12 protein-coding genes are annotated in these 11,933 nt (G+C 40.4%); 4 read left to right on the forward strand and 8 right to left on the reverse strand.

The features are described 5' to 3' along the window. Nucleotides 1-152 precede the first annotated feature (152 nt). Complete coding sequence (locus tag DBR11_RS06385; RefSeq protein ID WP_108550775.1) at nt 153-596, forward strand: RNA polymerase sigma factor; 444 nt, start codon at nt 153-155, stop codon at nt 594-596. Nucleotides 597-1,073: 477 nt separating this feature from the next. Continuing rightward, a complete protein-coding gene (locus DBR11_RS06390) occupies nt 1,074-1,310 on the forward strand; it encodes a hypothetical protein (RefSeq protein WP_108550776.1) in 237 nt (78 codons plus the stop codon). 110 nt (nt 1,311-1,420) lie between these two features. On the opposite strand, the gene DBR11_RS06395 is transcribed toward DBR11_RS06390, so the two are convergent. The 8 genes from DBR11_RS06395 to DBR11_RS06430 all read right to left on the reverse strand — a co-directional run bounded on the left by DBR11_RS06395 (nt 1,421) and on the right by DBR11_RS06430 (nt 10,516). Beyond that, complete coding sequence (locus DBR11_RS06395) at nt 1,421-3,631, reverse strand: hypothetical protein (RefSeq protein ID WP_108550777.1); 2,211 nt, start codon at nt 3,629-3,631, stop codon at nt 1,421-1,423. Nucleotides 3,632-3,761: 130 nt separating this feature from the next. Further along, nucleotides 3,762-4,355 (reverse strand): TetR/AcrR family transcriptional regulator, encoded by a 594-nt coding sequence (locus DBR11_RS06400; RefSeq protein ID WP_108550778.1) that lies wholly within the window; start codon nt 4,353-4,355, stop codon nt 3,762-3,764. 11 nt (nt 4,356-4,366) lie between these two features. Continuing rightward, complete coding sequence (locus DBR11_RS06405) at nt 4,367-5,743, reverse strand: TolC family protein (protein ID WP_108550779.1); 1,377 nt, start codon at nt 5,741-5,743, stop codon at nt 4,367-4,369. Nucleotides 5,744-5,748: 5 nt separating this feature from the next. After that, entirely contained in the window at nt 5,749-7,146 is a 1,398-nt protein-coding gene (locus tag DBR11_RS06410) for an amidohydrolase family protein (protein WP_108550780.1), read from the reverse strand. Between the two features lie 17 nt (nt 7,147-7,163). Further along, a complete protein-coding gene (locus tag DBR11_RS06415; protein ID WP_108550781.1) occupies nt 7,164-8,342 on the reverse strand; it encodes an MFS transporter in 1,179 nt (392 codons plus the stop codon). Between the two features lie 73 nt (nt 8,343-8,415). Then, complete coding sequence (locus DBR11_RS06420) at nt 8,416-9,060, reverse strand: SDR family oxidoreductase (RefSeq protein WP_108550782.1); 645 nt, start codon at nt 9,058-9,060, stop codon at nt 8,416-8,418. A gap of 89 nt (nt 9,061-9,149) precedes the next feature. Beyond that, nucleotides 9,150-10,052, reverse strand: a complete 903-nt coding sequence (locus tag DBR11_RS06425) for an AraC family transcriptional regulator (protein WP_108550783.1) — start codon at nt 10,050-10,052, stop codon at nt 9,150-9,152. Between the two features lie 62 nt (nt 10,053-10,114). After that, nucleotides 10,115-10,516: a lipocalin-like domain-containing protein gene (locus DBR11_RS06430; RefSeq protein ID WP_146186477.1), complete on the reverse strand. Its 402-nt coding sequence runs from the start codon at nt 10,514-10,516 to the stop codon at nt 10,115-10,117. A gap of 146 nt (nt 10,517-10,662) precedes the next feature. Between DBR11_RS06430 and DBR11_RS06435 the strand changes: the two genes are divergently transcribed. Continuing rightward, nucleotides 10,663-11,361 (forward strand): hypothetical protein, encoded by a 699-nt coding sequence (locus tag DBR11_RS06435; RefSeq protein WP_233260669.1) that lies wholly within the window; start codon nt 10,663-10,665, stop codon nt 11,359-11,361. 196 nt (nt 11,362-11,557) lie between these two features. After that, on the forward strand, nt 11,558-11,932 hold the full coding sequence (locus DBR11_RS06440) for a response regulator (protein ID WP_108550785.1): 375 nt from the start codon (nt 11,558-11,560) through the stop codon (nt 11,930-11,932). Nucleotide 11,933: the final 1 nt, after the last annotated feature.

Consider the following 11,933-nt stretch of genomic DNA (forward strand, 5'->3'; position numbering starts at 1 on the left):
CATCTTGCGGACCCAATTCATCCTGAGAAGCGAATGAATATAAAGAATCAGGAACTCAGTCAAAAAGTTGAAGTGATTTTTAAACAGGAACAAATATTAAGAGATAGTATATTAATCCTGAAAAAGGATATTGATGCCATCAAACATTACTAATGAGCGAAAAGGAATTTCTAAGGATGATACAAGATAACCAAGGCATTATCCATAAGATTTGCCGGATTTACCGTGATAGCTCTGAAGACCGGGAAGATCTTTTTCAGGAAGTTATTTTCCAGCTTTGGCGGTCATACACATCATTCAGCGGTGGATCTAAAAGTTCAACATGGCTTTATCGTGTTGCACTAAATACTGCTATGGCATCATTCAGAAAAAATAAACCAAGTGTTACTTCGGCTGAATATCTTCCGGATGTACAATTCGAAGACATTAATAATGAACGTAATGAAAGGCAGGAAGAACTTCTTGCGTGTATACTGTCAACTTTACCCAAGGTAAGCTATGCTACTCGGGGTGGGCACCATGGTATTAATACTCCCAATTTACTTATTGGTTCGGATTTAGACAAAAAGAATAAGCAAATTAAGCGGCACCCTTAAGTTATTAAAGGAACATAGCTAAGCATCCCAAAACCAAGACCTACAGTCTAATATAAAATAGGACAGATAAAATTAATGGTCTTGAACAGGTAGCCTGTATGACAAGTTATTACGCGAAAACAGATAAAATAGAACAAAGATACTGGCCATCCCGGGCGATTTTTCCACCGGAGACCCTGAACTCATCTTACAAAGATTGTTCAGGAAATCGAAGTGCTCTAACTCCCTCCCCCCAGTTTTGCCAATCATGGAAGAACGTGCGCCAGACACTCCAATTTTCTGCGCAATATCACAAAATACAATATCAAAATCTACATTATAGGAAATTCAAGTATCGAATTGATGCAATAGTTCCAACAGAAATGGCTAATAGGGGTTATACCACATGATATTATTGTACACAAATATTGTAAAGGATGTGAATTTGATTAATATTTTTGTTCATCCGTATAAACAAACTAAACGGATCAAACTTCTATGGCTGAATTACTGATCTTACTTGTTCTTCTATTGCCCCAAACCATCGCAGGTGTTTTTGCAAGAAGTCAGGGACGAAGTTTTTGGTTCTGGTTTTTTATTTCATTCCTTATACCTGTAATTTCTCTGATTGTACTTTTGTTTTTGGAGGATAAGAGCGATGGTGATACATCATTCGGGGTTTCAGAAGATGTAAAAGAAAGAAAAAGGGCAGCTCTAAATCATAATAAAGATTGATGAAAATTCGACCATCAGTTTCAAGTGTAGCCTTTGCGCCAAGCATAATAACGATGACATTGTCTAGTGCTGATTTTTGACGAAAGATTCTTATCCCACAAACAATTCATTTAATGCTTCCAACTGATATTGACCTGGGTGTTCCCGTTAAGTTGATATTCCAGATGGCCTTTTGCCACCGATATGCCTTTTAGGTGGGTTTTATCCCCTTTAACAACTACTTTAAATACAGGAAGTTTAGCCATACTTGTTTTTACAATCATAAGCCTGCACATCAGTTGCTTATCTCCCAGGATGGAGAAATGGATGTCTTTACCTTTGATGGCTTTGTATCCGGATGTGGGATAGTCTACGTAAATCAGGAAGGATTCTCCGGGAACCTGCATATAATGACGAGGGAGAATGCCAAAGGCGTTGCCTGCGCCGTAGACTTCCTGCCCAACTGTACCTGATTTTTCCCAGCCATCCTGCAAGTCTTCGAGCGCAATCCATAGTTTAGGATCAACTTCTCCAATCTTTGGTTTTTCTTGCAGCATTTGCTTTGCAAGCATCGGAGGATAATAGTATACTGCCCGGTCTACCAGGTAGCGAATGTATTCTGCAATCAGAAGTTTTACCGAAGGCAGGATATCGAGGCCTTCAGCGTGTTTGAGGTAGTCGTGTAGTGCGCAGAATACTTCCTGCTCTTCATATACTGCAGTATAGGGTGCATCATTTAGTGGAAACAGAGAGAAGAATTTCGGAAATATTTTCCCATATCCGTAATTACAGTCCCAGATTTGTGTGTTGCGTAAAATTGCGGCCAGGCATTGATAACTTAGCTCTAAGTACAATTGTTTCTTAGTGATTTTATATAGGCGCAGGAGCGCTCCTGAGGCGAAGGCAGTATTATTTGCCTGATAGAAGATGTCAAAACTATATTCCTGCAGCGTTTTAGCTGCCTTTTCTGCTTCTTTTAAATACCGATTTTCCTGGGTGAGTTCCCAAGCCTGGAGCATAACATGGGTATAAAGACCCGCAACGTCCTTTTCTCCACCTTTGCCTTCTGCAGTTTCTGCTTTGAGCACTTCTAAAGTATCCATTTTATAAAAGACTGGCCAATGGTAGTTGAAATGATGAGCCACCTTAATGGTAAAGTCCATGGAATCCAGAAAAAGCTTTTCAGCAACTTTATCACCTTTCAATGCAAGTCTGGATAGGTTAATTAGGGGATGATGTAAGTACCAGGAATCCATTACCCCCGGTTGTTTTTGTTCCTCTTCACCCTTAAGCTGATCTTCTGCTGCCGGTAACCACCGGGTGATTACACCTAACTTCGGATCATAAAAGGATGGCAGACCTTCTTTTACCGTTTTTATGATTTCAAGTTCTGCTTTACTCCATTCTGTATAGTCCATAAGTGGAAGCAGGACGGCGAGTTGTACCATAATTTCAGGTGGGGTGGTATAGTCGCTCACATAAGCATTGAAATATTTGTGCCCGGCTACCTGGCTCCAACAACCGGGGCTTTCTATCAGATCTTTTAATCCTTTATCCAGAATGCCCGGCCAATCCTGGTACTTTGTCTCCGGTCTTGGGAGCAGCAGGTAAACTCTTGCTAACAGGTTTAGAAATTGCTGGTTGGCTGCAAACTGATCTTCTGGAGTTTGTGCATCGAAAGTAACAAATGCGTCATTGATGATGATTTCCTTGTCTGCTTTTAAGGGCTGGTCCTTAGTAGACGGCAATGCAAAACCAATTTCCGGCCAGATGCCACCTACGGTATCGGCGCAGGAGGTTTGGGTTTGTTCACAGTAATCGGCAAGCGCAGTCAGGTTTTGGAGATAAAGGATTGATGAGGATTTTGGCCGGGTTTGTGTCAGGTAGATCAAACCGGTTCTTGTTCCTTCCTGGCTGATGTGGATCTTTCCATTTGTATTTTCAGGACGACCGTTTTTTCCGTTCATCAGGATATCCTTAGGCCAGAAAGGAATCAGCAGATCTTTTTTGGGTTTTAAGTGGGTGGTATAGCGCAATACAGGATTGGATTGCCGCTGGTCGATGTTAATTTCGACCCGTTGTTTTCCGGTTTCACTCTCCAGTTCCAAATCGATACCTTGTGCTTTTTCGGTGGCTTTGGCGATTTTTAGGGTTCCTCCCGGACTAAATGCCGCACGGAAAGCAGCTCTTCCACCATTAGGCAGTTCGGCCAGAATCCAGATGGAGTCGGTGGTGCGGTAAACTTTAAATTCAAAACTTCCGGCAACTGTTCTGTAGAGTGCCGTTTGGCTTTCCGCTAATTCAGAACTTGCGGATAATGCCCAGGGAGATAATCCATTCATAACAAGCGAGATTTAAAGGTTTAATTTGATTCAACCCAACAGTAATTTATGCGTTTTGTTTTGTAAAAAGCAGAAATTGCTGTTCATATTAATGGGGCCACATTACAGTCTCTGGTGGTAAAATAAATGTTCAGACACCACTGATAGCTTTTCCGACATCATTGATTATCCTTTTTAAAAGGAAAGAATTGTCCTGCTCAGAGATATTCTGGCAAATCAGATTAATCGCTATTAGTCCATGTATTGCAGACCAATAGCGATAAAAGCTCAGGTAAGTATTTTCATCAGGCTTTTCGGCATCGCTGTTCAGTTTAATAATAACCTCACTAAATAACACCTGTAAAGTGATAATGCCAGTTGGGATTTTTCCAGCTGGCATTTCTACACCAAACATGGCCTGATAAAGTTCTTTCTCCTCAAAAGCAAATCTCCAGTAAGCCATCCACATGGCTTCGATTTGGAAAATGGGTTCTTCACTCACATTCCTTGCAAGCAAAATTCTATTTTTCAATGCTAAAAAGCCTGTCCTTGTCAATTCACCAATGAGTGCATCCTTATCTGGAAAATAAGAGTAGATCATCGGTGCAGTGTAATCGATCTTGTCTGCTATCTTTCTCATACTTAAAGCATTTAAGCCGCTTGTTTTGACAATCTGACTGGCTACTTTAATTATATTGCGTCTGTTGGTTTCCCGAAGACGTTGGATCCGATCTTTACTTGACATTTAACTACTCCTTAAACATTAACTTTTGTTGACCTTAACCGCTCCAATTCGATCATAGCAAGCTCTAAGTTGTAGTTAGCTTCAATCAGGTTAGACTCTGCCAGGGTAAGCGTATACTCCGCATCTGTAAGATCCAGTCTGCTTGACTGGCCTTTTTCGTAACGGTACAGTACTTGATTATAATTTTTATATGCAGCCTGTCGTACAATAACTTCTGCTTTTATCCGGGCCTGGGTTTCTCTTATATTACCTAATATTTCTGACAGGTCCGAGCCCATCAATTTCCAGGCAACCTGCTGTCTGTATTTTGCTTGAAGGCTTTCTAACTGAGCAATTTTTTCTTTCGCATGTGCCAGATGTCCGTTAATAATAGGAATAGTCATTTTTACGCCAATAAATGAGGTAGCAGGATAAAATGATTGGCCATAATTAAATCCATTTGCCTGAGTTTGTAACATATATTGCCCTACAGCTTTGATGGTTGGCAATGCTGATTTTCTAGATGCTTGTGCATTTTTATTTGCAATCACCTCATCAAATTCCAGCATTTTGATGGATGGTTTATGAGCCATCGCCTCCTTAAATATTTGTTCTTCACTTGGAATAACCAACAAGCTGTCATAGGTCATACTATCAATCAGTACCATATCTTTTTTAAGATCAACTCCCATCAGCAGGTTAAGCGTTTGTTTACTGACCTTGATTGCATTTTGTATTTTCAACAGGTCTGGCTCCAGGTTTCTGAAGGTCAGATAAATACGCAATGTATCTTCTTCAGTCGCCTTGCCCTGGCGAAATAGGGAACACGCGTCTTTGAATGCCTGTAGGTTCCTTTCCATGCTTTGGTGGTATAGCTGTACTCTTTTTTCCAGCATAATGATCCGGAAATAAGATTGCTTAACTTCTGCCCGCAAATCAATTTTGGTAATATTAGATTTGAATCCATATTGCTGTTCTGCAAGTAAACTGCTTTCTACTTTTTTGTGCTGAGCCAGGTTCAATAGAGGCATCTCCATTGATACATCAGTACCGCCCTGGTCTTTCCCTCCCGGACGGGCATAACCAATTTGATCAGGTTCCCCCATATTGATGGCCGTATTAAAGGCCACCGGTTGTTGAAAATAATGATTGACTTGCGTATTAAGTTCTACCCTGGGTAGGAAAACACCTTTTTCGAGCCGGGTTTTTTGCCTATTAATCTCCATAGCAGCAGAATCTATTTTTACCCTTCGGTTATTATGTATTGTGGTAGCAATGGCTTCTTCCAATGAGAGTTGCTTTTGGGCATACAAGCGTGGTTTAACCCCGAAAACGAGTATTATACCTATAACAATCAATTTACTCAAAAAAGGTAAACGTTGGTATCTTCGTTGTTTTGAATCTTTCATATCTTTCAGACAGCTGTCCAGAACCCGTTACTTTGAGCAGTTGGTACATACTCTTCAGCGAAAATATCTGCTTGATAACCCTCGGCTTGGAAAAGATAGTCTATAGACTCATCTACTAAAGCTTTTAGTTGATCCTGGTTAACCCCCAACAGTTTTCCTTGTGATTTCATTACACGGCCACCAATGATTACCGTATCTACATTACTTCTGTCGGCAGCATGCACAACTGCCCCAATGGCATTGAGTGCAGGATAAATATTCAAATCATCTGCTTTCAGCAAAACAATGTCAGCTTCTTTTCCTGGAGTTAAACTACCTGCCTTATCTTCAAGACCGGCTACTATTGCTCCATTTACTGTTGCTGAGGTAAGAATGTCTTTTACTGTCATATGGTGGGCGTGCTGGGCTCCATTATACCGTTTGTTTTGTCCAAACGCACGTTGCAGAGAAAAAGCCACCCGCATTTCGGTAAACATATCGCCACCATAGGCACTTTCTAAATCTGTTCCCAGCGCTGGTTTCAGTCCTTTTTCAATCGCTCTGTCATAAGGGAATACGCCTTCTTCCAGAGCATATTGTGCATCTGAGCGTGGATCTATAATCACCTTCACTTCCGATTCCTTGATGATTTCCCAAGCCTGATCTGTAAGCCCGGTAACATGGTTAAATATATTATCAGACCCTAATAATCCTTCTTTTTGATATACTGGTAAAAGTTCGGACATTTCGGCACCAAGCATTTCGGTAATGATAGGAAGACCCAGCTCACGTGCCACACGCCAGTTTTCACGATCGGGTTGTGAAAACATGGCCAGTTGTACCAATTGGTCTTCAGACTGAAAACGTTCTTTCTGTAAACGTCCCAGGTCTTGGGGCCAGTGATTTGCCCAATCACCTGTAAGGGGTTTACCTGGGGCATAAAGTGCCCGAATTCCGGCGTCTTCCAGAGCATCAATTGAGGCTTCACTATGTGCCGCTGTACGGGCGTTATGAGAGGCATCGATAACCGTGGTAACACCTGAATCAATGCAACTGATCATATTTAACAATGTACCGGTATACATATCCTGCGGACGGTAGTGTTTTGCAAATGCAAAATGAATATCACTTACGTAATCTGTAAGATTTTGCACATTTGGCATTAACCTCCTTAAAGAGCCTTGCCATGCGTGCCTATGCGCATCAATAAAACCAGGAATGGCTATCATACCATGGGCATTGATAACAGTTGCACCGTCAGCATTCAGGTTTTGTCCTATGGCTTCTATTTTGGTTCCATTAACTAGAATATCTCCTTTTTCAAAATTCCCTATGGCATCATCCATACTGATAATCGTTGCGCCCTTAATTAATATTTTCTGTGCTGCTGATTGATTCTCAGCGCTATTTTTGATTCTTTTCATTTTGATATTTTTTATAATTAACTGATAATTGATTTTGTTATGATTTTCAATGTTTTACGACGATCTACCATGCTTTTGAACAGGACCATCCCTATCGCTATTACACCAAATGCAATGGTGGTAAATGGCAGGTTCTTTATCTGATAAGTGGAAATGACTGCGCCTCCTGCTAAAGTGCCTATAGTGATTCCTAAATTGGCAAATGATGCAGCCATACCATTAGAGAACTCTAGCGCACCAGGTGCGGCCGAGCTTACAGAAGAGGTAGCAATCAAAAAGCCGGGGGCATAAGCGATCCCCCAAAGTGCAACCAAAGGAACCATCCAGAGTATAGATACTCCGGTGAAATAAAAAAGAACCGGTATCACCATATTACAAGCGACAATAAAACCAATGGCTGTGGCCGGAACACTTCTACTTAATGTTTTTCCAGCAAGCCAGGTACCTGCCAGACCAGTAATACCGAACAGGAACATAAAATAACTGATGTTGGTTGGCGTGGTCTTTTTTGCACCTGCCATGTAACCGGCAAAATAACTATACAAAGAAAACTCTGCGGCGAACATAAATAAGATCATCAACAGACTGAGGATGACAGAAGGATTTTTAAGAATACCAACCTGGCTGCCAATTGTAGGTTTAATTTTTACAGGCATAGCCGGCATTACACGATATACACATACCAGAGCCAATAAGCAGATTACCGATTGAAGTACAAACGAAACCTGCCAGGTAGATATGGTAGCCAGATAAGTTGCCAATGGTATGGTGCTCACTGTAGCAATGCTAACACCGCTCAAAGCAATAGCCATCATTTTATGCTGATCTTTTTTCTTAGATACATTAATAACCGCTGCAATTGCGGCTGCATAATAAACCGAGTGTAAAAATGCCGGCAAAACTCTTACTGCCAGCAACAGCCAAAAAGGAGGTGAAAAGCTGGAAACAACCGACGCGATTAAAAACAGGGTTAAACTGGCTATCATTACTTTTTTCCGATCAAAGCCTGATGCAAGTAAACTCATAAATGGGCCAGCAATGGCTACTACAAAAGCAAAGGCACTCATCAGGATTCCTGCACGATCAAGAGAAATATGATAATGGCTGGCAATTTGCGGAAGGATACCGATTACGGCAAATTCGGCCGTAAGAATCCCTATAACGCCCAAACAACAGGCGTAAGCTATCTTTTTCATTAAATTTTATATTGATAGTTTCCCGTTTTACATTTATTTAAGGCTGATCAGGAAACCGATTAAAAAGAGATGATTAATACTGCAGTTCAGCTGTGTTTTTTTCTGTAAACAACTTCCAGAACTGTTCTGCTACCATTTGAGGTGTGTGTGTCGCGCTATCGGGTGTAATCATATTATTAATAGTTAGAGTGCCTACATAAATCCCCTCGTCTTTCAAACGCTCATGCAGTTGCAGTGCCAAATTACGGATGGCCGCCTTGCCTACAGAAATGGAACCATATAAAGGATGCGGGTGATTAGCAAGCCCACCTCCGGTAATTAATACACTGCCGTTTGCCTGTTTAAGGTCTTCTCTTAAAAACTTTACAGCATCAAGGGCGCCGCCGGCGTTTACTAGAAGGTCGTGCGATAGGCTTTCGGAGGTTTCCGTCATTATATCTTGTGCTTTAACAGCAGCAGCATTATACAACAAGACATCTATGCTGCCTAATTGTTCTTTGATAGCTTTGATGGCTTGAACTAAAGATACTGCATTACCAGCATCTGCTGTAGCGAATTTGGTGTTATAACCTAAACGGGAAATCTTTTTTGATAAAGCTTTAACGTTTTCTAAGTTACGGCTAATTAAACCTATACCATATCCTTGCTCACCGAATTTCTCAGCAACGGCGGTGCTAAGCCCTTCGCCTGCACCGATAATTAAGATTGATTTGCTCATGTTTTTATTTGTTATAATTTCTAAAGCAAAGTTACTGGCTTACGCTTTTACAGAACTACAACGAACAAAGAAAAGACTGCAAAATTCAATCAAGAATTCCTATACAGCTTCGGCGTTTGACCAGTATTCTTTTTGAAAAAGTTGATTAAGTGAGGTAACTCTTCAAATCCTAAGCACCAGGCAATCTCAGAAATGGACCATTGAGTATGTTTAAGCAATATTTTTGCTTCCTGAAGAATTCTTTCTGAAATCAAATTAGTTGTGGTTTTTCCAGAAGTTTCTTTAATGGCCTTATTTAAATGATTGACGTGTACACGTAAAACTTTTGAAAAGTCCATCGCAAAGCGCATTTGTAATCGCTGGCTAGGAGATTCAATAGGAAACTGACGCTCCAGGAGCTCTACAAACTGTGAGGATATACGCTCTGAGCCGCTAATAGCATGCTTTCTGATGGCTACCGACTGAATTTTTAATGCGGAATGAACAATATCCAAAACCATATTTCGGAGCACATCGTATTTGTAATAATAGTCTGAGTCTATTTCGTCATTCATTTTATCAAATAGCGAGCGAAATTCTATATACTGTTCTTCTGTAAGCTGCATAACAGAATGATTAACATCTTTAAATACAGGATATTCCTGCAATCGTTGCGCAGAAGAGTGATGGAAAAAGTCTGGTGTAAAAATGCAGAACACACCAGACTGATCCTCATCTTCCGGTTCCCAATGATAAGGTGTTTGAGGGTTAGCGAAAACCAACGCATATTTCTCTATATGAGCGACCTGATCGCCATAATAATAACGGTTACGGCCTTTCATCAGACTGATCTTGTAATACTCCTTGCGGCCAAATGAGGAACACTTAGCCTTTGCTTCCCCCAGGTCCTCCAGTTCGAATATATTAAAATGTCCTATTTCTTCTTTTATATTGTGGGGTATTAGACTATTATAATATGCATAAAACCCCTGAATACTCTGCGACTTTTCCATACTGCAAAGTTACAAAAAACAAATATCCTATAATTGTAAATTTCTTCAATGTTTCCAAATATCTATTTGGCCCAGGAAAGTATTACGCCGAACACTTTACCACCGCCTTGCAATATCAGGCTTTGTTTACTTAGCATTAAAACATTCCTCACCAAATCTTTACCTAACCAAGATTTTTTTGAACAATAATCCAGGCGATGAATGACGCAGTTATCTTTAATTTCATAATTACCTCCGTAAGTCAGAATATTATTAAACATCAAACTAGCTATAGATGGAAATAGTTTTTTTTCTGCTTTGATATCCACCTTTACGCTAGCCTCTTTATCGTAAGCAATAAAACCTGTTGCGTTGCCACCCCAATTCCATTTCAAACCTAAAAAAACAAGTTTAAAAGAAACTAAGTGCCATTTTCCCCATAAATATGTTGTATTTAATGCAGCCATGACTTTTTCTTGTTTCACAAGATACCGTGTTTAAACCAACGAAACAATTTTGTTTAGCCATAAACATGTTCAACTTCGTATATTGATTAACAACAACTTCCTAAGTCATTCCCAAAGTGTGTTTTTAAGGGTTTCGTTGAGCTCCTTTTAATTGAATCCTGCAGTTGGAACATTTCTCCGGCGATTATGTTTATGCTTTATCAAATCAGCGTAAAGAAATCATGGAGAATAGTCACAATGAAAATAATCCTGGAGCAGCACATGTGCCTGCTCAGGAAACTGGGTCGAAAATGGATGCGGTGGAAAAGATGGAGCTAAATTCAGAAACTGAAGCGATTCGCTTTTTTCAAACAGTGAAGGAGCGTCTGCTGGATGTAAACCGGTGGTCGGAATTTGCTGGTGGGGCTTCATCGGATTTTTATCTGACTGATGCCAGTGGTGCTGCTGTTGGCCGTAAGGCGATGGAAGGAGATCACATTAAGATTGATATTCCTGGGCCAGGAACAAAAACTGGTAACGGGTTCGATTGGGTGACTATTGAGCAAATTAAGTGGCAGGTATTGGACGACGCTGAGGTGTTGAGTATGACGGCCAGGCCATCTGTCAATCCTTTTAATGAACAGGCCGAAACAGCACATTTCCTGACTGAGCAAGCCACGTCTACTTTCCAGGTGAAGCGTATAGGTAAGGTTATTTATGCGGAAGAACATGGTAGGAATGAGGTTCCCAATACGGATCTTGACCATACAATAGACAATATTCGAAATACTTTTGTGGGCTGGGGCGCTAAGATTGGATTTTCTTATCCGCAGTGGAAGGCTTTAGTTAAGGGACTGCTGATTTATGATAATAACCAGGATTGACGAGGATTTGGTCGGGTGTATGCGAAGTTGATCTTAAATTCAAAACTTCCCAGGGTATAACACGACTTACCAAGTGTATAATCCTAAACTTTTTATCGGGATTGCGGAAAATTTTGCGTATATTTATGTGGGACCCGAAAACCGTACTTTTCTTACAAGTTGTTTTCTCTTTTTGGATTTCTTTTAGAATGAAACTATGGAAACAATTATTGTTCAGGATACCGATAGCGCGATCCTTGATGTACTTACGCAGGCCTTAACGATGGAAGGATTCCAGGTTTATCCGGTGTTGGATTATGATCAGGATTTTATTGCACTGATCAAGGAGCACAGGCCACATGTGGTAATGCTGGACTATCGTTTAAGCGGAGAAATCTGCATAGAAATCTGTCATAAAATAAAATCTGTTTATCCGCATCTGCCAGTGGTTGCTTTAAGTTGCAATTATAACATTGACAAACTTTATGGGGAAAATGGTTTTGATGCTTATATTCGTAAGCCATTTGATCTGGATTTACTATATAGTATACTCAGAAGATATATTCCAGAGAAGCAATTATCCACTCCTTAAT

The organism is Pedobacter sp. HMWF019 (assembly GCF_003061025.1).
In the GTDB taxonomy this organism is placed as follows: domain Bacteria; phylum Bacteroidota; class Bacteroidia; order Sphingobacteriales; family Sphingobacteriaceae; genus Pedobacter.

Coding starts and splice junctions, on each gene's coding strand:
- DBR11_RS06385 (WP_108550775.1), top strand. CDS start 153: ATGAGCGAAAAGGAATTTCTAAGGATGATACAAGATAACCAAGGCATT.
- DBR11_RS06390 (WP_108550776.1), top strand. CDS start 1,074: ATGGCTGAATTACTGATCTTACTTGTTCTTCTATTGCCCCAAACCATC.
- DBR11_RS06395 (WP_108550777.1), bottom strand. CDS start 3,631: ATGAATGGATTATCTCCCTGGGCATTATCCGCAAGTTCTGAATTAGCG.
- DBR11_RS06400 (WP_108550778.1), bottom strand. CDS start 4,355: ATGTCAAGTAAAGATCGGATCCAACGTCTTCGGGAAACCAACAGACGC.
- DBR11_RS06405 (WP_108550779.1), bottom strand. CDS start 5,743: ATGAAAGATTCAAAACAACGAAGATACCAACGTTTACCTTTTTTGAGT.
- DBR11_RS06410 (WP_108550780.1), bottom strand. CDS start 7,146: ATGAAAAGAATCAAAAATAGCGCTGAGAATCAATCAGCAGCACAGAAA.
- DBR11_RS06415 (WP_108550781.1), bottom strand. CDS start 8,342: ATGAAAAAGATAGCTTACGCCTGTTGTTTGGGCGTTATAGGGATTCTT.
- DBR11_RS06420 (WP_108550782.1), bottom strand. CDS start 9,060: ATGAGCAAATCAATCTTAATTATCGGTGCAGGCGAAGGGCTTAGCACC.
- DBR11_RS06425 (WP_108550783.1), bottom strand. CDS start 10,052: ATGGAAAAGTCGCAGAGTATTCAGGGGTTTTATGCATATTATAATAGT.
- DBR11_RS06440 (WP_108550785.1), top strand. CDS start 11,558: ATGGAAACAATTATTGTTCAGGATACCGATAGCGCGATCCTTGATGTA.